Annotated in this window: 20 protein-coding genes; all 20 read left to right on the forward strand. The window is 36.5% G+C overall.

What is annotated here, in order from left to right; translation table 11 throughout:
- The first annotated feature begins 1 nt into the window (after window position 1).
- The 20 genes from VBD025_RS06425 (at window position 2) to VBD025_RS06520 (ending at window position 23,429) form a co-directional block, all read left to right on the forward strand.
- Window positions 2-904: an SDR family oxidoreductase gene (locus VBD025_RS06425; RefSeq protein ID WP_430790423.1), complete on the forward strand. Its 903-nt coding sequence runs from the start codon at window positions 2-4 to the stop codon at window positions 902-904.
- A complete protein-coding gene (locus VBD025_RS06430; protein WP_430790425.1) occupies window positions 901-2,016 on the forward strand; it encodes a glycosyltransferase family 4 protein in 1,116 nt (371 codons plus the stop codon). Before VBD025_RS06425 ends, VBD025_RS06430 begins: the two co-directional genes overlap by 4 nt.
- The gene (locus tag VBD025_RS06435) at window positions 2,016-3,335 is read left to right on the forward strand and encodes a nucleotide sugar dehydrogenase (protein ID WP_430790427.1); all 1,320 of its coding nucleotides are present in this window, start codon (window positions 2,016-2,018) and stop codon (window positions 3,333-3,335) included. Before VBD025_RS06430 ends, VBD025_RS06435 begins: the two co-directional genes overlap by 1 nt.
- Before the next feature lie 94 nt (window positions 3,336-3,429).
- The gene (locus tag VBD025_RS06440; protein ID WP_430790429.1) at window positions 3,430-4,578 is read left to right on the forward strand and encodes a glycosyltransferase; all 1,149 of its coding nucleotides are present in this window, start codon (window positions 3,430-3,432) and stop codon (window positions 4,576-4,578) included.
- 19 nt (window positions 4,579-4,597) lie between these two features.
- Window positions 4,598-5,131 (forward strand): acyltransferase, encoded by a 534-nt coding sequence (locus tag VBD025_RS06445; RefSeq protein WP_430790431.1) that lies wholly within the window; start codon window positions 4,598-4,600, stop codon window positions 5,129-5,131.
- 65 nt (window positions 5,132-5,196) lie between these two features.
- Window positions 5,197-6,522 (forward strand): O-antigen polymerase, encoded by a 1,326-nt coding sequence (locus VBD025_RS06450; RefSeq protein ID WP_430790433.1) that lies wholly within the window; start codon window positions 5,197-5,199, stop codon window positions 6,520-6,522.
- A 38-nt stretch (window positions 6,523-6,560) separates the two neighbouring features.
- Entirely contained in the window at window positions 6,561-7,859 is a 1,299-nt protein-coding gene (locus VBD025_RS06455; RefSeq protein WP_430790435.1) for an oligosaccharide flippase family protein, read from the forward strand.
- A 129-nt stretch (window positions 7,860-7,988) separates the two neighbouring features.
- Window positions 7,989-9,377: a UDP-glucose dehydrogenase family protein gene (locus VBD025_RS06460; RefSeq protein WP_430790437.1), complete on the forward strand. Its 1,389-nt coding sequence runs from the start codon at window positions 7,989-7,991 to the stop codon at window positions 9,375-9,377.
- Complete coding sequence (locus VBD025_RS06465) at window positions 9,349-10,392, forward strand: GDP-mannose 4,6-dehydratase (protein WP_430790439.1); 1,044 nt, start codon at window positions 9,349-9,351, stop codon at window positions 10,390-10,392. Before VBD025_RS06460 ends, VBD025_RS06465 begins: the two co-directional genes overlap by 29 nt.
- A gap of 346 nt (window positions 10,393-10,738) precedes the next feature.
- Window positions 10,739-11,776 (forward strand): Gfo/Idh/MocA family protein, encoded by a 1,038-nt coding sequence (locus VBD025_RS06470; RefSeq protein WP_430790441.1) that lies wholly within the window; start codon window positions 10,739-10,741, stop codon window positions 11,774-11,776.
- Window positions 11,777-11,862: 86 nt separating this feature from the next.
- Entirely contained in the window at window positions 11,863-13,083 is a 1,221-nt protein-coding gene (locus tag VBD025_RS06475; protein ID WP_430790443.1) for a glycosyltransferase, read from the forward strand.
- The gene (locus tag VBD025_RS06480; RefSeq protein WP_430790445.1) at window positions 13,080-14,198 is read left to right on the forward strand and encodes a DegT/DnrJ/EryC1/StrS family aminotransferase; all 1,119 of its coding nucleotides are present in this window, start codon (window positions 13,080-13,082) and stop codon (window positions 14,196-14,198) included. The genes VBD025_RS06475 and VBD025_RS06480 overlap by 4 nt, the downstream gene beginning before the upstream one ends.
- 3 nt (window positions 14,199-14,201) lie before the next feature.
- Window positions 14,202-15,344, forward strand: a complete 1,143-nt coding sequence (locus VBD025_RS06485; RefSeq protein WP_430790447.1) for a glycosyltransferase family 4 protein — start codon at window positions 14,202-14,204, stop codon at window positions 15,342-15,344.
- 3 nt (window positions 15,345-15,347) lie between these two features.
- Complete coding sequence (locus VBD025_RS06490) at window positions 15,348-16,064, forward strand: acyltransferase (protein WP_430790449.1); 717 nt, start codon at window positions 15,348-15,350, stop codon at window positions 16,062-16,064.
- 6 nt (window positions 16,065-16,070) lie between these two features.
- Window positions 16,071-17,306 carry a glycosyltransferase family 4 protein gene (locus VBD025_RS06495; protein ID WP_430790451.1) on the forward strand — a complete coding sequence of 412 codons (1,236 nt, stop codon included), beginning with the start codon at window positions 16,071-16,073 and terminating at the stop codon, window positions 17,304-17,306.
- A 1-nt stretch (window position 17,307) separates the two neighbouring features.
- Window positions 17,308-18,738 (forward strand): lipopolysaccharide biosynthesis protein, encoded by a 1,431-nt coding sequence (locus VBD025_RS06500; RefSeq protein ID WP_430790453.1) that lies wholly within the window; start codon window positions 17,308-17,310, stop codon window positions 18,736-18,738.
- A 5-nt stretch (window positions 18,739-18,743) separates the two neighbouring features.
- Window positions 18,744-19,343, forward strand: a complete 600-nt coding sequence (locus VBD025_RS06505; protein ID WP_430791294.1) for a sugar transferase — start codon at window positions 18,744-18,746, stop codon at window positions 19,341-19,343.
- A gap of 2 nt (window positions 19,344-19,345) precedes the next feature.
- Complete coding sequence (locus VBD025_RS06510; protein ID WP_430790455.1) at window positions 19,346-19,999, forward strand: acetyltransferase; 654 nt, start codon at window positions 19,346-19,348, stop codon at window positions 19,997-19,999.
- An 8-nt stretch (window positions 20,000-20,007) separates the two neighbouring features.
- Window positions 20,008-21,150 carry a DegT/DnrJ/EryC1/StrS family aminotransferase gene (locus tag VBD025_RS06515; protein ID WP_430790457.1) on the forward strand — a complete coding sequence of 381 codons (1,143 nt, stop codon included), beginning with the start codon at window positions 20,008-20,010 and terminating at the stop codon, window positions 21,148-21,150.
- 431 nt (window positions 21,151-21,581) lie between these two features.
- Window positions 21,582-23,429 carry a cell wall-binding repeat-containing protein gene (locus VBD025_RS06520; RefSeq protein WP_430790459.1) on the forward strand — a complete coding sequence of 616 codons (1,848 nt, stop codon included), beginning with the start codon at window positions 21,582-21,584 and terminating at the stop codon, window positions 23,427-23,429.
- Window positions 23,430-23,497: the final 68 nt, after the last annotated feature.

Below are 23,497 nucleotides of genomic sequence, written 5' to 3' on the forward strand. Positions count from 1 at the left end.
AATGTTATTAATTACAGGAATTACGGGACATAGTGGTAAGTATTTCTTACAAGAGCTTATTAAAAACAAATACGAAGAGCCTATCCGCTGTATTGTTAGGGAGTCATCTGATACAACAATGTTAGATAATTGCGGGTTAAAAATTGAGAAAGTAATAGGCGATCTAAATGATGACAGATTTATTGAGGATGTAATGGTGGGTGTACATACAGTAATGCACATTTACAATATCCACCATTCCCCCTCGATTATAAAAGCCTCAATTAGTAATAATGTGAAAAGAGCAATTCTGGTTCATACTACAGGAATATACTCTCAATTTAAATACGCTTCTCAGGAGTATAAAGATATAGAGAAAAAGGTTTATAATCTTGTTGAGCAACCGGATAGTCAAACCTATATAACCATTCTAAGGCCCACGATGATATATGGAGATTTGTGCGATAGTAACATGAGTAAGTTTATAAAGATGGTTGATAAGCTTAGAATTATGCCAATCGTAAATAAAGGAAATAGTTTAATTCAACCAGTTAATGCTAGGGATTTGGGCAAGGCATTTTTTACCGTTTTAATATCTCCAGAAGCGACTAATGGTAAAGCTTATGACCTTTCTGGACAAAAACCAATAAAGTTAATAGATGTCTTAAAGTTAATTAGCAAGAAATTGAATAAAAAAACTCTATTCATTAGTGTCCCTTTAAGTTTAGCAGTATTTTTGGCAAAGGTTCTTAAAACTATAACTGTAATGAAAATTGATTATGTGGAAAAAGTTGAGAGAATGGGTGAAAACAGAAGTTACTCACGAAAAGATGCCACTACCGATTTTGGATATAATCCGATGAATTTTGAAGAAGGGATTGAAATTGAAGTTAAAGAATATCTGAGAGCAGGAGAAGATAAATGAAAAAAGTATTAATTTTGGCAAATCATTTTATAACAATATATGCATTTAGAAAAGAACTAGTTGAAGAATTATTAAAAAGTGGCAATGAAGTTTATCTTGCACTACCTGAGTCAGAAGAGAATGTTTTTTTTGAGAAGATCGGGTGTAAGGTCATAGACACGCCTATTGATAGGAGAGGAACAAATCCTATTGCTGACATAAAACTATTAATCAATTATGTTAAAATAATTAAGAATATAAAGCCCGATATCGTTATGACCTATACTATTAAACCAAACACTTATGGTGGGATTGCTGCTAGAATTTGTGGGGCAAAATCAATTCACACAGTTACAGGCTTAGGATCTGTGTATATTCAAAATATGTGGCAGAACAAAATTGCGATTTTGTTAAATAAAATAGCTTTTAAAAGTGCATCTCAAGTCGTTTTTTTGAACGAAGAAAATAAAGATTTTTATAAGCAGAGGAAGATGCTTACAGAAAACCAAAGTACTATGATAGTTCCGGGTTCAGGTGTGAACTTGTTAAATTTTAAAAACGAGAAGTTACCAAGTGACGGTAAAATTACTTTCACATTTATTGGCAGAGTCCTTCAAGATAAAGGAATTGAAGAGTACTTATTAGCTGCTGAGGAAATTGTGAGGAGTTATAACAATATAGAATTTGAAGTAGTTGGATTTGTTGATGACGAAAAATATATTGCGTTACTTGAAAAATATCAGGAAGAGGGAATTGTGAAATATTTAGGAAAAAGAAATGACATTCCTAAAATAATGGCGAACTCAAGTTGTATCGTTTTGCCTTCTTATGGGGAGGGAAGGGGTACTGTTCTACAAGAGGGTGCAGCGATTGGAAGACCGTTAATAACATGTGATATCTATGGATGCAAGGAAAATGTAGATGATGGTTTCAATGGTTTTCTATGTAAAGTGGCAGACGCTGTTTCTCTTAGAGAAACTTTAAGAAAATTCATTGAATTATCACAAGAGGAAAAAGAGTTGATGGGTAAAAGGAGTAGAGAAAAGGCTGAAAAAGAATTTGATCGAAAATATATAGTGCAGGATTATATTGTTCAAATTAATGAAATATCAGAAGGTGGGTTAGCGAAGTAATGACTTTATATAAAAAAATCTTTGATAAACATGAAAAAATTTCAGTGGTTGGACTGGGATATGTAGGTATGCCTATTGCAGTTGCATTTGCTAACAAAGTAGATGTAATTGGTTTTGATTTAAATGAAAGTAAAATAAATTTATATAAATCTGGTATTGACCCTACACATGAAGTGGGAAATGAAGTAATTGAAAAAACCAAGGTAGATTTTACATCAGATGAATCAAGACTTAAAGATGCAAAGTTCCATATTGTAGCTGTCCCTACACCTATAAATTCTGATAAAACACCTGACCTTACTCCCGTTGAAGGTGCTAGTTCAATCATTGGGCGCAACCTTACTAAAGGATCAATCGTTGTATATGAATCTACTGTCTATCCAGGAGTCACTGAAGATATTTGTGTTCCAATTTTAGAAAGGGAATCAGGCTTAAAATGCGGGGTAGATTTTAAGATTGGTTATTCACCAGAGCGAATCAATCCAGGTGATAAAGTTCACACTCTCCAAAAAATTGTGAAAATTGTTTCTGGTATGGACGATGAGAGTTTAGAGGATATAGCAAATGTATATGAATTAGTAATTGAAGCGGGTGTCCATAGAGCTAGCTCTATTAAAGTGGCTGAAGCGGCTAAAGTTGTAGAGAATAGTCAGCGTGATATAAATATTGCTTTTATGAATGAGCTTGCTATGGTATTTGATCGAATGGAAATTGACACGAATGATGTAGTGGAGGCTATGAACACAAAGTGGAATGCTTTAAAATTTTACCCTGGATTAGTAGGTGGACACTGTATTAGCATAGACCCTTACTATTTTGTGTACGAGGCTGAAAGATTGGGTTACCATAGCCAAATTGTCTTATCTGGAAGAAAAATCAACAACGGTATGGGTGAATTTATCGCTGATGCGATTATTAAAAAATTAATACTTGCTAATAAAGTTGTAAAACAAGCTAAGGTAGTTATACTTGGGATAACATTTAAAGAGAACTGTCCGGATACAAGAAATTCAAGGGTGGCAGATATTGTAACAAGACTTAATGAGTATGAGATAAACCCAATTGTGGTGGATCCACATGCTGATATCGGTGAAGCAAAACAAGAATATGGTATAGAATTAGTGCAGTTCGACGAAGTTGAAAATGCTGATTGTCTAGTTTTTTCAGTCGCACATGATGAATTTAAAAATATATCTCTTGATAAAATGGATGAATTGTTTAGAGATTGTTCAACTGAAGAGAAAGTAATAGTTGATGTGAAGAGTATATTAAACAAAAGGGACATCGAAAATGAAGGATACAGTTATTGGAGATTGTAAATCACGTGTATGAATACTCGTGATTTATATTATTAATAATTAATAGTATTAGAATATATCTAATTTATTATTATGTCTAGGATAGGGGATAAAAATGCTTGGTTTATTTGTACATGATCATAGATTTCCGCGTATAAAAAATGAATATTACCATTCCTATGGTTTTGATGAAGAATTCTTTAATAGATATTTATCAATCTTTGATGAACTGGAAGTTATCGGTCGTGAGTCAAAATTAAAATCATCATTGAAAGATAAAACAGAAAAGGTTTCACCAGAAATAAATTTTGTAACAATTAAAGATTTAAAACAACTTAAACATAAAAAAACAAGAAATATTATAAATGAAAGAATAAAAAGTTGTGATTATATAGTAATTCGAGTACCGAGTATCTTGGGTTTATATGCAGTAAGAATGGCAAAAATGCACAAGAAACCTTATTTAATTGAAGTTGTAGGTTGTTCTTGGGATGCTATTGCAAATAAAGGATTGACCAAGACATTGCCCGCTCTTTTAATCACTTATCTGACAAAAAAAGCTATTTATTCAGCTGAATATGTTGTCTACGTTACAGAAGAATTTTTGGAACGTAGATACCCAACTAAAGGTAAAAACATTGCTTGCTCAAATGTTACTTTAAATTCAGTTGAAGAAAGTTCACTTAACAACCGTTTGGAACGCATAAACAAGAAGAATTATAATGAGAAAGTTATTATCGGTACATGTGCAACAATAGACGTTATTTATAAGGGTCAACAAGATGTAATATCTGCTATATCAAAATTAAAAAAAGAAGGACATAACATTGAATACCAGTTGGTAGGTGGTGGAGACGCTTCATATCTTAAGGATATAGCAGAAAAGTATGGTGTAACAGACCAAGTAAAGTTTATCGGATCGTTGAGACATAGTGATGTTTTCAGATGGTTAGATGAAATTGATTTATACGTCCATCCTAGTAAGCAGGAAGGCTTATCAAGATCTATTATAGAAGCGATGAGTAGGGGACTTCCAATATTTAGTGCTGATGCTGGAGGAATACATGAGTTAATTGAAGATAATTATATTTTTGATAAAGGGAATGTACAACAAATATGTAATATTTACAAAAAATTTAACTTGGAAGTTATGAAAGAACAAGCAATTAAGAATCATAATAATTCAAAGAGTTATTTAAAATCAGTATTATATAAAAGAAGATTAAAGTTTTTTGGGAATTTTATAAATAGTTTTAAAAAATAATGGGTAGGAGTAGAAAATAATGAGATATGTAAAAATATTAATGAATTTTATATATCGTGATTTACCAATTCATCTAATTAATTTAATTACGGCATTACTTCCTAACCACCTTATTACTAATCGTATTCGTGGTGGATTGATGCGACCATTTTTTGGGAAATGCGGTAAAAGACTTCAAATAGGAAAAGGAGTAATCATAAATAACCCGGGCGGTTTAACTTTTGGTAATGATTGCTATATATCCCACTATTGTTATGTTCAAGCAAAAGGAATAGTGGAATTGGATGATAACGTAATTATTGGACCTATGTCTGTTATTGCTAGTAGTAACCATGTCTTTAAAAATGGTGTGGCAACAAATAAAGGAAGTAACGCACCTATAACTATTGGTAAGGGTACATGGTGCGGTGGTCATGTTGTTATCACTTCAGGTGTAAATATCTCCAGAAGTGTGGTAGTTGCTGCTGGAACTGTAATCACTAAAGATGTTGATTCTAATTTAATAATAGGAGGTGTACCGGCCAAAGTTTTAAAATCTATAATTCCTTCTTAGAAAAGTGTTTAACAAAATGAATACAATTAAGTGCTACTTAAAATAATTATCAAGGGGATTGTAAGATGGAAATAAAAATTAACAAAGATAATATATTGAAAACCCTTGTTATCTATATAAGTATTATATTAACATTTTTCATTATAATTATTACTGACAATATAATGGTACATGTTTTTTCTTTTCTTACGTTATCATTAATTTCTATCATAACTGTGAAGTTTGACTTTTATCATCCTTTTACATGGTATATACCATTCTTTGCAATGTATTCAATAGCACATCCTGTCTTATTATTAATTGGTGGGAATAGAATTAACACATATTCCAAAGAGCTAATGATTCTACAATTAGTGGGATTGACTACGTTCCTTATTGTTATCACACCTAAAAGGGTTGACGGTGATAAAATTAAATCAATTTTAGTGAAAATAGATGATCTAATCTACATAAATAAGTACATATATTTTTCATTGTATATATTATTAGTAGGTTCTTCGGTCTATATCTCACAATTGGGTCATGAAGGTAAAAATGAATTGTTTGCATTAGGAAATCCTGTAGTTTTTTTAACCTTTCGATTAATTTTATTATTTTTAGTAATTTACGTAATTGGTTTAATTAAAAGAAGTTTAAATGATAGTAAAAAATTCAATTATGTTGCAATTTCTTTGATTCCAGTGGTTCTATTATTTCTTTTTTCTGGTGAAAGAGATTTAATTCTAAGATTTATTTTATTGACTTTTTATGTTTTATATACATTTGATGTAATTATTAAAAAAAATAGTAATAAAAAGTATTTATTTTTCTCATTGGTTTCGCTTTTAGTACTTCCATTACTAGCAACTTTGAAATACATAGGTTTAGGTAGGGGAGTTAATGAAAAGTTTTTTGATGATTTTCTTGTAGGTTTTTTTAGAAGTGATTTTATTGCAGCTTCAACCAATTTACAGATATTAATAGATAATAATATGGATTCATATTTTTCGGGCTATACTTTTTACACTAACTTAATTAGAAGTATAGATATTTTTGGTTTTAAACTTGCTGGTGATTTTTCGTCTGGAAAATGGTTTAATGAATATTTTTACAGTCATAGAGATACTGGAATGGGCTTCACTCTTGTGGGTGATGGCTATATTAATTTTGGTGTCTTCGGCGTGTTTTTATTATTCTTATTTATCAGTTTTATAATTAGGGTTCTATATCATAAGAGTTCGAAAAACGTGATTTATTATTTAATATATTTATTTGCAATTCCCATATATATATATTCCATTCGAGGAGATCTATCAACTTTATTATCACCTTTGATAACTCAAATCATTTTAACAATATTATTTATTAAGTTGTTAAATTATATTGTTTCTCGTGGTGCAAAAAGACTGTAAATTTTATAACAATAGGTGAGTAGATTCGGAGTGGTATTATGAAGATTGGAAATAACAAAAGTAAATTGGTCAAAAATTCAACACTATCTTTGAGAAAGAATTTTTCCTGGACTATAGTAGGTAATTTAGTTGCTGCAATTTGTAAGTGGGGTATATTGGTTGTCTTGGCAAAATTCAGTTCACCGAAATTATTAGGTCAATTTACTTTAGCATATGCAATAGCAGCACCAATATTTATGTTTATGAATTTACAGCTCAGAGCAATACAAGCAACTGATGTTAAAAACCAATATAAGTTTAGCGACTACTTCAAACTTCGTACTATATCAAATACATTTGGTTTTGCTATGTTATCTTTTATTTTGTTATTAATTTTAAATTATGATACAGAAACTGTAATTATTATATTAGTGGTTGGTGTAATAAAATTATTTGAATCTATTAGTGATGTTTTTTATGGTCAAATGCAAAAAAAAGAGCGAATGGATCTTGTTTCTAAATCAATGATGTTCCGTGAAATAAGTGGTTTATTTACATTTGCTATAATTTTAATAATCACAAATAGTTTATTGTATTCTTTAATAGGTTTTTCAGTAGTTTTTTTACTAGTTGTTATTTATTATGATTTTTTTGCTTCTCTTAAGCTTGAAAGTCTAAACAAACAATATACTTATAAAAAGTATATTGTACTATTGCTAACAAAATGGGATATATTAACAATAAAAAAAATATTTCTCTTGGCTTTACCTTTGGGTTGTGGAGTATTTATAGGATCTCTCGTCACCAATATACCAAGGTATTTAGTAGATCATTTTCTAGGAAAGCAATCCTTGGGTTATTTTGCTGCAATAGGATACTTTGCTATTGGTTTTTCAACTCTTTTTAATGCAATAGGACAAGCAACAAGACCAAGATTGTCAAAATACTTTGAGAATAATTTTAACCTATACAAAAATTTACTTATTAAAATCATTTTATTAAGTGGCAGTTTTGGGCTTGCGTTTTTCTTGTTTTCGTTACTATTTGGTAAAGGTATGCTTAGTTTTGTATACTCAACTAGTTATAGTCAATATTGGAGCACATTAATTTGGATTTCAATAGCGGTGTTTTTCTTGTCTATAAATAGTATACTGCAAATTGCTATTCAATCAGCTCGAATTTTTAATGTTCAAATTTACATTTCTATAATTTCATTAGTTACAGTAACAATAGCCGGATTTTTTCTTATTCCTAAGTACGGTATAGAGGGTGGAGGATTTACCTTATTAGTTTATTCAATAATTAATACCTTAACAACTACTTTATTCTTTTTTAAATTTGTTTATTCAAAAAAATAAAATGGTTTACTATTCAAATTAGTGGTGTACTTAATACGAAGAGTTATTTCTTACTAAAATATAATTTTCATATTATATAGTTTAGTATTGATAGGATGTATAATTAAAAGAGTGAAGGATGGTCTGAGAATGAACAAAATAGCAGTAGCAGGAACTGGTTACGTTGGTTTAGTGGCCGGCGCATGTTTTGCAGAAACCGGCCACCAAGTAACCTGTGTAGATATTGATGAAGAAAAAGTAAATGTAATGAAGTCTGGCGTTTCTCCAATTTATGAAACAGGATTGGAAGATTTAATGCAGAAGAATTATGCTGCCGGAAGAATAGATTACACAACAGACTATAAATCGGCTTATAAGGATGCAGATGCAATTTTTATCGGTGTAGGTACACCAGAACAACCAGATGGATCAGCCAATCTTTCTTATATAGCAACTGTTGCAAGACAAATTGCAGAAACAATAGAAAAAGATTGTCTTATCGTTGTGAAATCCACTGTTCCAGTCGGTACAAACGATAAGGTAGAGCAGTTTATAAATGATTTTTTAGTGAATGATGTGAAAGTTGAAGTTGCATCAAATCCAGAATTCTTAGCGCAGGGTTCTGCCGTACATGATACGCTACATGCAGAAAGAATTATAATCGGTACAGAAAGTAAATGGGCTGAAGACAGATTAATGAAGATTTATGACCCATTTAACTTGCCTGTTGTTTCAGTGAATAGAAGGTCAGCAGAAATGGTTAAATACGCTTCTAATGATTTCCTCGCTCTTAAAATTTCCTATATGAATGATATTGCGAACCTTTGTGAACTTGTTGGCGCTGATATCCAGGATGTTGCGAAGGGTATGAGCTATGATGAGCGTATTGGAAGCAAGTTTTTAAATGCAGGGATTGGTTATGGTGGTTCCTGTTTCCCTAAGGATACAAAAGCATTGGAAAATCTGGCGATAGAAAATGGCTATGAATTAAAAACTGTTAAGGCAGCAATTGATGTGAACAAAGACCAAAAGACGAAATTGTATAAAAAAGCTAGCAAAAGACTCATCACTTTTAATGGTCTTAAAGTAGCTGTGCTAGGCTTGACGTTTAAGCCTGGGACTGACGATTTAAGAGAAGCCCCGGCACTTGAAAATGTACCATTATTATTAGAGCAAGGTGCAAATATTTATGCATATGATCCTGTTGGAGCTGACAACTTTGCCAAAGTGCATCCAGATGGTTCTAATGGAAAAGGTACTATCACCTATGTTGCAAACATAGAGGCTGCCTTGGAAGATGCAAATGTTTGCTTTATTTTTACTGAGTGGGGAGAAGTGAAAGAAATATCTCCTGCAACTTATAGTCAATTAATGAGAACACCTTTAGTATACGATGGCAGAAATATTTATGATATTGAGGCAATGCGAGAAGTAGGAATTGAGTACCACTCCATTGGTAGAAATAGTGTAGATAGACAATCTGCTATTGTTAAGAAGGAGTTGAATCAACATGAGTCTAGACCTCAACCAATTAGATAAATCGAAAACATACCTAGTTACTGGAGCTGCAGGTTTTATCGGATTCTTTTTATCTAAGAAACTACTTGAGGCTGATTGTCGAGTAGTTGGTATTGATAATCTAAATGACTATTATGATGTAAACCTTAAGCATGCTCGATTGGAGCAATTAACTCCAAATGATAAATTTACTTTTGTTAAAGGTGATTTATCAGATAAAGAAATTGTGTTGGAGACGTTTGAAGCGTACAAACCTAATATTGTCGTGAATTTGGCTGCACAAGCAGGGGTTAGGTATTCAATTGAAAATCCGGATGTCTATATGCAAAGTAATGTTATCGGATTTTACAACTTACTTGAAGCTTGTCGCCACAATCCAGTGGACCATCTGGTATATGCATCATCTAGTTCTGTATATGGCGCTAATAAAAAGGTTCCATTTGAAGAGACTGATGCGGTAGATAATCCAGTCTCATTATATGCGGCGACTAAGAAATCTAATGAACTGATGGCATATACGTATAGTCATCTTTATCAGATACCTGTGTCTGGACTAAGATTTTTCACCGTTTATGGTCCTATGGGCAGACCTGATATGGCATACTTTGGATTCGCTGATAAATACTTTAATGGAGATCCAATCAAGATATTTAATAACGGAGAATTTGAGAAGGATCTGTACAGGGATTTCACTTATATAGATGATATTGTCGAAGGAATCGAACGTCTTTTAAGTAATCCGCCAGTTGGTGATGTTCAACATAAAGTATTTAACATTGGAAATAACAGTCCAGTAAAGTTAATGACCTTTATTGAAACATTAGAGAAAACATTAAGTAAATCACTAGGTAAAGAAGTAGTGTTTGAAAAGCAGTTTGAACCGATTAAGCCAGGGGATGTACCTGCGACCTATGCGTCGACTGATAGACTGCAAGAAACGGTGGGATTTAAGCCAGAGACTCTATTGGAGGAAGGATTGCAGAAGTTTGCTAATTGGTATGTTAAATATTATAAGGTTGACTCTCGATCTAATTAGCTACTATATTTAAGTATAGAAAAAAATTGGAATTTGGCGGTTCTTGTGTTTAGTAAAATATTTAATGTCTTTTAGGATGATCAGATTAACCCGCTGAGATGGCTTAGCGGGTTAACTTTTTGTGCATATTTATATTTAAGTAGCTTTTTATATTGTGGTATTAATAGTTATTACGTACTTCTAGTTTGGTGTTATAATTGAGTTAATTGTTTTAATAGCGATACATAAACTGTTGAAAATTTAAACTTTCATCATTTTGTCAGTAATAGGTTATTATAGCATTATCTTAAGGGAAAATTATTAAATTCAGTTGGAAGTTAGTAAACTGGGTTAGGAGAGAAGTAAAATGAAATTTGCTATCGTAGGTTGTGGGAGAATTGCCAAGAGGCACATAGAAGCTATTATCAATACGAAAGAAGCTGAACTATATGCATTATGTGATAATAATAGAAATCGATTAGACGAGACTGCTTTTGTAAATAATCTAAAAAATAATTACGAGGATATAGAAGAAATGTTAAAAGACGAAAAAATTGATATTGTTAGCATATGCACACCAAATGCATCACATGCTGAACTAGCTATTAAAGCTATTAAAGCCGGTAAACATGTATTGCTTGAAAAGCCGATTGCTACAACTGTTGAGGATGCAGAACGTATTATTCAAGCCGCTCAAGATTATCATGTGAAAGTTACGGCAGTTCATCAAAATAGATTCAATGAAGCAATACAAAAAACTCGAAAAGCCTATGAAGATGGTAGATTTGGTAGAATGTCACACGGTGTAGCGAGTATACGCTGGAACCGAAATAAACCTTATTATGATCAGGACAGTTGGCGTGGAACGGCCAACCAACAAGATGGGATACTAATGAATCAAAGCATCCACAATATTGACTTATTATTATGGATGATGGGTCCTGTAAAGTCCGTAACCGGTAAGACAGCTACTAGATTTCGAGATATCGAAATGGAAGATGTTGGAGCAGCCATTTTAGAATTTGAAAGTGGGGCTCTTGGGATGATAGAAGGGGCTGGCACTATTTATCCCTCAAATCTTGAGGAAACACTTAATTTATTTGGGGATAAAGGAACAGTCTGCATTGGAGGTCTTGCGGTTAATAAAATAGAGAATTGGCGGTTTAGTGATGATTTTGCTGCAGAAGAAGCTAAAATTATCTCGGAACAACTACAGAATCCTCCAACTGTGTATGGATACGGTCACCAATTAATTGTTGAAGATATGATCGAATCTATACAAAAGGATCGCGAACCATACATATCCTTAGAAGATGGTAAATATGCAATTGAAGTGATATTGGCTATTTATGAGTCCTCGAGAACTGGAAAATCAATCAAAATTAGAAGTAAAGTTGCACGTTAACCGGAGGCTTCAAGTTTGAAACAGGAAACAAGTTGGTCTATCGCATTTAAAAGAACTCTACTGGGATTTCTATAGGAGCATATATAATGAACATATTAATAATCTCCCACATGTACCCCTCTAAAACGAAAGAAATAAATGGGGTATTTGTCCATGAACAGGTAAAGGAATTGATTAAGCAGGGACACAACGTCAAGGTAGTGTCCCCTGTTCCATTTGTACCATCTTTATTAAAGCAGCTGTCGCCAAAGTGGAAGAATTACGATGCCACACCCGCAACAGACGTGATAGATACGGTTGAGGTGCATTATCCTACATTTATAGCGCTGCCTAAACGAATTAACTTCCATAGATCAGGCCAGCGGATGTATCACGGTATTAAAAAGACGGTTGCCGATATCTATAAAGAATTTAAATTTGATGTCATTCATGCGCACGTCGCGTTACCAGACGGGGCAGCAGCAGTACAGCTGGCACAGGACTTTAACGTTCCTTTAATAACGACCATCCATGGTCAGGATTTACAGCATACGATTCACAAGGATCTAAAGTGCAGGAATCAGGTTACACAAGTCTTAACTGAATCTAGTAACACCATTCTAGTGAGTCATAAGCTAAATACTATCAGAAAGAAATTTTTCCCTGAGATAGAGGATGGAAAGTGTACTGTTATACATAATGGTGTAGCGCCTCTATTTCTGGAGCCGACGAAGCAGCCGGTTTCAACTACAAATCAAACAGATATTAAAATCCTTTGTGTGGCAAATCTATTACAGCCAAAAGGAATAGATTTTAGCATTAAAGCAATGGCGAAAATCGTTGAAAACTATCCAAACATGACGTACCAGATCATCGGCGTTGGACCTGAAGCGGATACATTATATCGACTCGTAAAAAAATTAGGACTAGAGAATAATGTAGTTTTCTTAGGAGCCAAATCAAGGGAAGAAGTTAGCAGATATATGAATGAATCTGATATATTTCTATTACCTAGCTGGAATGAAGCGTTCGGTGTTGTCTATATCGAGGCAATGGCGAGTGGAATCCCAGTGATTGGGTGTAAAGGTGAAGGTGTAGAAGATATAGTGGATTCAGGAGTGGATGGCTATTTAGTTGATCCGAAAGACGTTGATGATATTGTTAGAGTCACAACGGAATTAGTGGCTAATCCTACCATGAGGCTGGAAATGGGTAAAGCTGCAAGAATTAAAGTAGAAAATAATTTCACTTGGGAGAAATCAGCCGCGAAATTAATCGATGTGTATACAAAGTACGTATCGGACCAACGAGGGGAGGACATACGATGAGAAGAGTGAAAATGCTTGATTTGTCTGAACAGTATAAAGAAATGAAAGATGATATTCTCGATAAAATGGACGAGGTAATCAGTTCTTCCCAGTTTATTTTAGGCGACAATGTGAAGCAACTGGAAAACGATATCGCACAATTCAGCAACGTTACGCACGGTATTGGAGTAGGGAATGGATCAGATGCGATTCTTATAGCTCTGCAGGCTGCAGGCGTTAAACCAGGGGATGAAGTTATTACGACCCCGTTCACGTTCTTTGCAACAGCAGGTGCGATTGCACGGGCAGGTGCAACTCCAGTATTTGTTGATATTGAACTGGATACATTTGCAATCGATCCTGCTAAAATCGAAGCGGCGATAAACGATAAAACAACAGCAATTATTCCTGTCCACTTATACGGCCAGATGGCTGATATGGACGCCATTACTGAAATTGCCAATAAACATAACCTGGTAGTCATTGAAGACGCCGCGCAGGCAATAGGTTCGCAATACAAAGGTAAAAATCCAGGAGAAATTGGAACTGCCGCTACGTATAGCTTTTTTCCAACAAAAAACTTAGGTGCGTTTGGCGATGGCGGAATGATTGTTACATCAAATGATGAAGTAGCTAATCTCAGTAGAGTATTACGCGTTCATGGCAGTAAAGAGAAATACCATCATCATGTGCTTGGATACAATAGTAGACTGGATGAATTACAGGCAGCCATTTTGAACGTTAAATTTAAAAATCTACCGGAATATGGTGAACGGAGAAGAGAGAAAGCAGCGTTTTACTCAAGCGGCTTGCAGAAGTCTGTCTCTGATTTTGTTACAGTTCCGGTCGAAGCGGAAGGCAACTATCACGTGTACCACCAATATACCTTGCGGGTCGAGCGGCGAGACGAACTGAAATTATTTTTAAAAGAAAATGGTATCGATTCAATGGTTTACTATCCGTTGTCGCTGCATGCTCAGCCAGTGTTTAATTATTTACCCTATAAGCAAGGCGATTTTCCTAAGTCTGAGTTAGCGACTGAACAGGTAATATCGCTTCCTATCTATCCTGAGCTTAAGCAGGATGACCAAGTATATATAATAGAGAAAATAACTGAATTTTATAAAGGCGGATAATCTATGAAAATACTGCATATATGTTCCGGCTATCCAGATACTGGGTTGTATCAGAATTTGTTGGGTGAATTAGACGCTAACGGTATTCAACAGATTATGTATGTTCCGTACAAAACAAGCGAGATTAAAAATAAACGGATGCTTGAACATGCTGCACATGTATCATACGTCTTTTCAAGTCCGCACAATAAATTTGATAGATTAGTGTATTTCAGCAAGGTTAGGAAAATTACGAAAGACATAATTGATTCGATAGACTTAAGCGATATAGACCTTACGCACGCACACTTTTTGTTTTCTAATGGCGGAGCAGCGTATCGCTTAAAGAAGAAAATGGGAATAGATTATATCGTGGCAGTAAGAAATACCGATATCAATGTGTTTTTTAAATATGGCATACACCTTCGGAAACATGGGGTTGCTATCCTGAAAGAAGCTAAAAAGATCATTTTTCTTTCGCCAGCGTATAAGGATTACCTAATTGAACACTATATCCCGAGTCACTTAAAAGACCGTATCAGAGATAAATCGTACGTCGTTCCAAACGGAATCGATAATTTCTGGTTGGAGAATAGTTATGATACGAAAGAGTTAGCTGCGTTCTCCAAAACGATTCGACTCGTGTTTGTCGGGGAACTCAATCAGAATAAGAATGTTATGACAGCACTAGGGTCTGTTCTTAGATTAAAAGAAAAAGGCTTTGATGTTAGGTTTGATATTATTGGTACTGGTCCGCTTGAGAATGAGATAAAAACATACATAAAAACTAAACATATCCGATCGAATGTTACGTTGCATGGCTATGTGAATGATAAAAATCGATTACTAGCTATGTATAGAGAGGCTGATATTTTCCTGATGCCTTCCTTTCATGAAACCTTTGGATTGGTTTACATTGAGGCGATGACGCAGGGGCTGCCGGTTATCTATTCAAGGGGTCAGGGGATTGATGGCTATTTCGAAGAGGGCGAAGTTGGCTACGCCGTTAACCCAGCATCCAGTGAAGATATTTCCAGAAAGATAGAAACAATCATGGATAATTATGAAGCTATGAATCAACAGGTAATCAACGTTGTGGGCGAATTTAAATGGAGTAAGATAGCGAGTGTATATCAGGAACTCTATGAATCCAAGCAGGAGGTATAATCGATGAGTGAACCTCAAGTTGGTCAACATGCAGTTATAGAAGAAAACGTTACATTTGGTGAGAACGTCAGCGTAGGACATCACGTGATTATTTATGCCGGAACAAGTATTGGTGACAATGTCATGATACAGGATCATGCCGTAATCGGTAAGCAGCCAGTACGGGCTAAAGCGTCTACTTTACCTGATGTGAAGCAATTGGCGCCAGCCACAATTGGGTCAAATGTTACGATTGGAACTTCAGCAGTGCTGTATGCCAATTGTGACATTGCGGATCATGTGCTTATCGCAGATCTGGCAACGATTCGCGAGCGGGTTACCATTGGAGAGTCAACAATCGTTGGCCGGGGTGTTGCAGTAGAAAATGATTGCACGGTAGGCGAGAGATGCAAACTGGAAACGAATTGTTACATAACCGCTTACTCTACTTTAGGTGATGATGTATTTATTGCGCCGTGTGTTGTAACTACGAATGATAACTATATGGGTAGAAGTAAGGAACGGTTTGGTAAATTTAAAGGTGTCACGGTTAAAAATGGTGGGAGAATCGGAGCTAACGCTACGATCTTACCAGGAAAAACAATAGCCGAAGATGGAACGGTCGCAGCAGCAGCAGTTATAACGAAAGATGTAGATCAAGAAGACGTAGTGGCAGGAACACCCGCAAGAAAAGTAAGAAAAGTCCCGGATAATCAATTGTTACGAAATCAAGAAAGGTAGATTCCTTTGAAGATATGGATCTTTAATCATTATGCTACTGCTCCAAACCATGTTGGCGGAACGAGGCATTATGATTTAGCAGCACAATTAATAAGCAGAGGACATGAAGTAACCATTATTGCTTCATCGTTTAACCATGTGCAAAAACAGGAAATGTGTGCGTATGATAACCAATCCTCTGTTAAAAAGGAAACGATTAATGGTGTGAAGTATCTGTGGATCAAAACAGCAGCCTACTCTGGTAATCTCAAGCGGATAATCAATATCCTCGGCTATACAAAGCGAGCCTATCAAGCTGCAAAAAGGGAATTGAAGTCTGATAAACCTGATATTGTAATCGGTTCGAGTGTACATCCGCTTACTGCCTATATCGGTTATTTAATCGCAAAGAAAAGCAAGAGTCATTTTTACTTTGAGGAAAGAGATTTATGGCCACAGACGTTCGTTGATTTTGGGAAGCTGTCTGAGAACAGTCTGATCGCCAAAGCTTTATATAAATTCGAGAAATTTTTGTATACAAAAGCGAAGAAAATCATTGTTTTATTTGGCAATGCCCCAAATTATGTAACCTCACGAAACATTGATCGGGATAAAGTTATCTACTTGCCTAATGGAGTGAACATGGATAATTTCAAGGAGCCACAGAAAGTTCCGGAACTCACCCAGACGATGGAAAAGTATCGCTATACGGTGGTCTACACGGGATCACATGGGTTAGCGAATCATCTGGAGCCACTGATTGAGACGGCAGAATTGCTTCAGAACAAACACGGTAATACAGATATTCAATTTGTATTGATTGGACACGGACCTTTGAAAGAAAAACTGATTAATCTGGCTAAGCAATATCGATTAACCAATGTCACATTTCTGGATTCGATTACGAAAGATCAAATACCCTATTTTCTCAGCTTAGCGGATCTGTCGTTTATTTCGATTAAGAAGTCACCGCTCTATAAGTGGGGATTTAGCATGAACAAAATCTTTGACTATATGGCGGCCGGACTGCCAATCATGGTCTACTCGGATAAAGAAACTGCCGGAGAGCTAAACAGTGTGGAAGGTGCAGTGGTATCCGAGACACCTGAGGAGTTAGCTGACGCGGTTATGCAGTATATGTATAGTGATGATTCAGGACGGAGTGAAGCGCTCAAGCAATACGTTGCATCCACTTATTCCTGGGAGACACTTGCAGTTGAGCTGGAATCCCACATGCTGCGTGACATGGAGCAAGGAGAATAACATGGCCAGCAGTAATTTATTTAAAAAGTTTCTGACCTTTTCCTATGGAAGTATTATTGGGCTCGTTATCGGCTTCTTCACGACGTTATTATCTACTCATCTGCTCAGTCCGGAAGATTTCGGTAAAGCGTCCATGTTCACCCTCGCTGTTAATATTAGCGCGTTAGTAATCATATTCGGGACCGATCAATCGTTTATCCGATTTTTTTACGAAGAGAAAGAAGAAAACAGGGGCAAGCTGCTGTATAACTGTATTCGCTTGCCTATTGTTATGACATTTGCAGTAGGTATTCTATTTTTGTTGTTTCAGGAAAAATTGTCTTACTATCTGTTTGGGATAAACAGCAATTCGATTATCGGGCTTTTATTAATCGGCGTTGTAGCTCAGGTTATGCTCCGGTATGGCCAATCGGTTATTCGGATGCAGCAGAAGGGTAATATTTTCTCGATTATTCAGATTTTGAATCGAGTGCTGCAGCTTGTTTTTCTGGTACTGGTTTATTTGATAATTGGCCCGGAATTCGAAATTATCGTGTATTCAACGGTCATTACGCTGCTGTTATTAAGTATTGTTGCGATTGTCTTCGAAAGGAAATTCTGGTCGTTAAAGAACCTGTCGAATGAGAAGGTTAAGCATAGTAAAAATGAAATCTTTACGTATGGGTATCCGTTAGTAATCACGCTATTAATAACCTGGCTGTTCCAATCGTTTGATAAACTCGCGATTAGACAGTGGAGCAGTTTTGAAGAATTGGGTTTATACGCTGCTGCATTTAAAATTGTCGCTTTATTGACTGTGGTTCAAGGTGCGTTCACTACTTTCTGGACGCCTGTCTGTTACGAAAAATTTGAAAAAAATCCGGACGATAAAGAATTCTTCGCCAGGACGTCTAAACTCATTGCGTTAACGATGTTCTTTATCGCTATTGTAACTATTATGTTTAAAGATTTAATTATCATGATGCTGGGAGCGGATTTTTCCGGTGCAGGTGATATACTGCCGTTTCTTGTTTTCATCCCATTGCTATATACAATTTCAGAAACGACAGTGATTGGGATTAACTTTTATAAAAAACCAAAATGGCATATCGCTATAGCGGCCATAGCATGTATTGTAAATATTTTCGGAAACTGGTTACTGGTTCCACCTTATGGGGGGGCAGGAGCTGCTATCGCTACAGCAGGTTCATACATCGTATTTTTAGCTTTACGGACAGGTATTTCACAACTATACTACAAGGTGAACTATCGTTTAGTGAAGATGTATGTGATGATTTCGCTTGTAACGGTCTACGCATTTATTTCCATTACGATCGAATCAATTATTGTTAATGTTCTCATAGGCGCAGGCTTATTACTGGTAAATGCCTGGATTTATGTAAATGAACTGGTTGTAGTGTACAAGCAGGTAACCAATAGAAAGAAAGGATGATACCAATTAAAAAGTTAGTAGATTTTTTGGTAGCGCTTACTTGCCTAATCATTCTTTCGCCAATTCTGATCGTTTTCGCCGTTTTAGTTCGCTATAAGCTGGGAAAACCGATTATATTTAAACAAAAACGTCCTGGGCTGGGTGGAAAGCCGTTTTACGTTTATAAGTTTAGAACGATGACAGATGAAACAGACAGGAATGGAAACTTACTTCCAGACCATATGCGGTTAACCAAGTTTGGACAGTTCATCCGGAGATTAAGCATCGACGAGCTTCCGCAATTGTTTAATGTGGTAAAAGGGGATCTTAGTTTAGTAGGTCCGCGGCCATTGCTGATGGAATATCTTCCTTTATACACCAAAGAACAAGCGCGTCGACACGATGTCAAGCCTGGTATTACCGGGTGGGCTCAGGTGAATGGCAGAAATGCGATCAGCTGGGAAGAAAAATTTAAGCTTGATGTATGGTATGTAAATAACCAATCATTCGCCCTGGACATGAAGATCCTGTTTATGACGATTAGAAAAGTATTTAAATCAGAGGGAATCAATCAGGAAAAAGAAGTTACCATGGAGAAATTTAAGGGAACACGTAGGAGTGGATAACTATGCAGGATATTTATATATACGGATCGGGTGGATTTGCCAGAGAAGTGGCTATGCTGATTGAGCGTATTAACAAAACAGATAAACCTACCTGGAACATTCTTGGCTTTATCGATGACGATGTTACGAAGCGCGGAGAGATAATTAACGGTTATCAGGTAGTCGGCAATAGTGAAGTGCTAAAGGGTTACCAATTGATTTATGTAGTATTAGGCGTAGGCAGCCCGGCAGCAAAAGAAAGCATTATACATAACCTTTCCACATTTGAGCATGTTGTATTTCCGAATATCATTCATCCTGGCGTCGACTTGCACAAAACGAATAAACTCGGAAAAGGAAATATACTTTGTGCAGGTACTGTTATAACATGCAATATCGAAATGAAAGACTTTGTGACAGTAAATATAAGTACGACGATCGGGCATGATGTGACTCTACATTCTTATTCTACCATTTCACCAAATTCTTCCATATCTGGAAATGTAGTTCTTAAAAATGGCGTGGACTGTGGTACGAATGCTACAATTATTCAAGGTAAAGTAATTGGAAAACATACAATTATTGGCGCGGGAGCAACGGTAGTAAAAGACTTACCTGCTAATTGCACTGCAGTTGGATCTCCAGCGAAACCAATTAAATTTCACACTGAAAACTAGGTGGTAAAATGGACTCGAAAATCTTTCTTTCATCTCCCCATATGAGTGGAAATGAACAAAAATATATTCAGGATGCATTCGACTTAAATTGGATAGCGCCACTTGGAAATAATGTCGACGCGTTTGAGCGCGAAATTGCTGCATATAACTCGATTGAAGATGCAGCTGTCGTTATTTCTGGAACTGCAGCGATTCACTTGGCGTTAAGATTGCTGGACGTTGGACCGAGGGATACTGTATTCTGTTCTTCCTTCACTTTTGTAGCAAGTGTAAATCCAATTTTATACCAAGGTGCAACTCCTGTGTTAATAGATTCGGAAATGGATTCATGGAATATGTCTCCAGCTGCTTTGCAGCGTGCTTTCGACGATGCCAAAGCGGATGGGAAATTACCTAAAGCTGTAATCGTAGTAAATCTGTACGGTCAAAGTGCAAAGATGGATGAAATCGCAGACATTTGTGATTCATATGGCGTGCCTATTGTGGAGGATGCCGCAGAGTCGCTTGGCAGTAAGTATAAAGGCCAACCTAGTGGTACGTTTGGGACGTATGGGGTTTTCTCTTTTAACGGAAATAAAATTATTACCACATCTGGCGGTGGAGCACTTATCTCAAACGACGTGGAAGCAATTAAGAAATCCAGGTACCTCGCGACGCAGGCTCGGGATGCCACCGTGCATTATCAGCACAGTGAACTTGGATATAACTATCGAATGAGTAATATTGTGGCTGGGATTGGCCGTGGTCAGTTAGAAGTGTTGGACGACCGCGTAGAAAAGCGTCGGGCGATTTTTGAAACGTATCGAGAAGCGTTTGCTGATGCGCCTGGTTTTTGCTTTATGCCTGAATTGGAAGATTCCAGATCGAACAGATGGTTAACCGTCTTGACTGTCGACCCTGAAAAGGCAGGAATTTCAAGGTGTGAGATTATCGAAGCGTTGGATGAGAAAAACATTGAAGCGCGGCCGTTATGGATGCCGATGCACCTGCAGCCGCTGTTTGAAGGTGTGGAATATTATCCGCATGAAGAAGGCTTTAGTGTTTCTGATCAGTTATTTAAAGATGGGTTGTGTCTGCCTTCTGGTTCGAATATGACTGAGGAGCAGCAGAATAGGGTTATTGGTGAGATTAAGCGGTTGTTGGGGAAGTAAGATAAACTATACTATGCATTCTGCTGGAGCTGCTACAGTTCGGGCAACGGGTGCTGTAACTCGGGCGGGGAAACTGCTGACTCGGGCCGACTAATAGTCGCGGCCCGAGTTGGCGGTGTCCTCGCCCGAGTTGTTAGAGTCGCGGCCCGAGTCGCTTTGCTCATGGCCCGGGTTGTTAGAGTCCTCGCCCGAGTCGCTGTCCCCCGGCCCGACTTGGATAACTTCTAGCCCGAGTTGGGCATTAATTTTCCTTCCACGATACATATCATAATTCAGGTCTGGTTCTTTTTATAGTTGAGTGGCAATTTTTCTTGAGTTAAGAATGGTTTTCATTAACTAAGAATTTAATTCCAGAATGTACCATAAACCTATTAATCTATACTGTGAAATGTTAGAATAATAGAATATTATACTTAAATCAGGGGGAAATAATGAAAAAATTATGTGGTAATTTACTAGTAGTTGTATTAATCGTTGCCTTTTTTCCACAGCATTCGCTTGCAGTGGGGTCACCGGCAAAAAAAATATCCTTATTAGCAGCGGAAACGTATCCGTGTGCTGAGGCTGGAGCAAGGGTTACGTGCAGTGAAATTAATCAACTGTTAACCGAAAGTGCAATTGAGCATGGTATTCCACCAGAAGTTGCTAAGGCGGTGGCTTTTGAAGAATCAAACTGGCAGCAGTGGGATGACGCTACGCAAACTGATCCAAATGTTTCTGATGACGGCGGAATAGGTATTATGCAGGTCACGGATAGTGGTTATGATGATAATAGGTTAAAGAGTGATATCCAATTTAATATTAATACAGGGTTAGATATTTTGAATGAAAAGTGGCAGTTGGGTATTGATGGGGTTATTCCAACGTTTAATGGCAACTCAAGAGATGTTATTGAAAACTGGTACTTTGCTGTGATGGCATATAATGGCGTTGTTGAAAGTAATAGCCCTACGCTAAAAAGTGATGGTTCAACAAATGAGGAAGCTTATCAGGAGAGAGTTTTCAGAGCAATTGAGGTGTATAACAATAGAATTTCATTAGTAGATCTTCCATTTAGTAGAGAAGACTTTCAATATGATCGTGACGATGGCAGTGCAGCATTGAAGTTTAACAAACTGCATTACCAGGTTCCAGGACCACTAACGGAATCCAGACAGCTGTTTGCTGAAGGCGATAAAGTTTACACTGTTGCAAGTACTAATTTAAGAGATACGAAAAATGGTCAAGGTAATACGCCTTTGCCAGAGAGACATGTAGCTGAGATTTTGGAAGGGACAATTCAGTACGATACATCTGAACAATCACCTGGACGTCATTGGGTACGTTATGAAATCCAACTAGAAGATGGCAGAACAGGTTATGTAGCTTCAGGGGCAATCCAGCCGATTACTTCCAGAGTTTCCGGTACGGATCGTTTTGCAACTGCTGTCGAAATTTCGAAATCTGGTTGGCAAGATGGTGCAGATACTGTCGTACTGGCAAAGGGATATGATTTTCCTGATGCTTTGGCAGGCGCACCGTTAGCGTATAAGTACGACGCTCCAATTCTCTTAACACGTACGGATCATTTAACCGAAGTAACCAAACAAGAGATTAACAGACTTGGTGCTGACAAGGTAATTATATTAGGCAGTGAAGCTGCAGTCAGCAATGCGGTGGAAGCTGAACTAAATTCTATGAATCTTCAAGAGGTTGAGCGAATTGGTGGAAGTGACCGGTTTGAAACTGCGAAGTTGATTGCGGATAAATTAGATTCCAACTTGGATAAAGCAATTGTCGCTACTGGTCTTTCTTATCCGGATTCACTAGCGGTTGCTCCATATGCTGCTAGAAATGGGATACCGATATTGTTAACTAAAACTGATTCAACGTCCGATTTTACGAAGCAAGCATTAGAAGGGAAGTCGAAAACCTATGTTATCGGCGGACCAAATGCTGTGAGTGAATCAGTCGCGAAGAATTTGCCTGGCGATTTTGAAAGGATTTCAGGCGCTAATCGTTTCGAAACGGCGTCTGAAATTATTGAGACCTTTGATTTTGGTGATCAAGAAGCAATGGTCGCAACGGGTTATAACTTTGCTGATGCTTTGACTGGTTCAGTTCTGGCAGCAAAGAAAAATTCTCCGCTTTTGTTAGTAAGAGAAAATAATGTTACAGAGTCAATAGAAGATACTATTGTACAACGTGATATTCGTAAATTCACCCTATTCGGCGGCGCGGATGTTGTCGACGTTGATGATGAGTTAGCGAAGATAGCAGCTGGGGTTATTAATCCTTAAGAGTAGTTGGTATAGAGAGAAACTCGGGTTTTTTACGAATCCGAGTTTTTTTGTGTGTATTTGAAGAA

It is taken from the genome of Virgibacillus flavescens (genome assembly GCF_050574275.1).
GTDB lineage: Bacteria > Bacillota > Bacilli > Bacillales > Amphibacillaceae > Virgibacillus_F > Virgibacillus_F flavescens.

Coding starts and splice junctions, on each gene's coding strand:
- VBD025_RS06465 (WP_430790439.1), top strand. CDS start 9,349: ATGAGTCTAGACCTCAACCAATTAGATAAATCGAAAACATACCTAGTT.
- VBD025_RS06460 (WP_430790437.1), top strand. CDS start 7,989: ATGAACAAAATAGCAGTAGCAGGAACTGGTTACGTTGGTTTAGTGGCC.
- VBD025_RS06450 (WP_430790433.1), top strand. CDS start 5,197: ATGGAAATAAAAATTAACAAAGATAATATATTGAAAACCCTTGTTATC.
- VBD025_RS06475 (WP_430790443.1), top strand. CDS start 11,863: ATGAACATATTAATAATCTCCCACATGTACCCCTCTAAAACGAAAGAA.
- VBD025_RS06445 (WP_430790431.1), top strand. CDS start 4,598: ATGAGATATGTAAAAATATTAATGAATTTTATATATCGTGATTTACCA.
- VBD025_RS06455 (WP_430790435.1), top strand. CDS start 6,561: ATGAAGATTGGAAATAACAAAAGTAAATTGGTCAAAAATTCAACACTA.
- VBD025_RS06470 (WP_430790441.1), top strand. CDS start 10,739: ATGAAATTTGCTATCGTAGGTTGTGGGAGAATTGCCAAGAGGCACATA.
- VBD025_RS06485 (WP_430790447.1), top strand. CDS start 14,202: ATGAAAATACTGCATATATGTTCCGGCTATCCAGATACTGGGTTGTAT.
- VBD025_RS06440 (WP_430790429.1), top strand. CDS start 3,430: ATGCTTGGTTTATTTGTACATGATCATAGATTTCCGCGTATAAAAAAT.
- VBD025_RS06520 (WP_430790459.1), top strand. CDS start 21,582: ATGAAAAAATTATGTGGTAATTTACTAGTAGTTGTATTAATCGTTGCC.
- VBD025_RS06480 (WP_430790445.1), top strand. CDS start 13,080: ATGAGAAGAGTGAAAATGCTTGATTTGTCTGAACAGTATAAAGAAATG.
- VBD025_RS06435 (WP_430790427.1), top strand. CDS start 2,016: ATGACTTTATATAAAAAAATCTTTGATAAACATGAAAAAATTTCAGTG.
- VBD025_RS06490 (WP_430790449.1), top strand. CDS start 15,348: ATGAGTGAACCTCAAGTTGGTCAACATGCAGTTATAGAAGAAAACGTT.
- VBD025_RS06510 (WP_430790455.1), top strand. CDS start 19,346: ATGCAGGATATTTATATATACGGATCGGGTGGATTTGCCAGAGAAGTG.
- VBD025_RS06515 (WP_430790457.1), top strand. CDS start 20,008: ATGGACTCGAAAATCTTTCTTTCATCTCCCCATATGAGTGGAAATGAA.
- VBD025_RS06500 (WP_430790453.1), top strand. CDS start 17,308: ATGGCCAGCAGTAATTTATTTAAAAAGTTTCTGACCTTTTCCTATGGA.
- VBD025_RS06425 (WP_430790423.1), top strand. CDS start 2: ATGTTATTAATTACAGGAATTACGGGACATAGTGGTAAGTATTTCTTA.
- VBD025_RS06430 (WP_430790425.1), top strand. CDS start 901: ATGAAAAAAGTATTAATTTTGGCAAATCATTTTATAACAATATATGCA.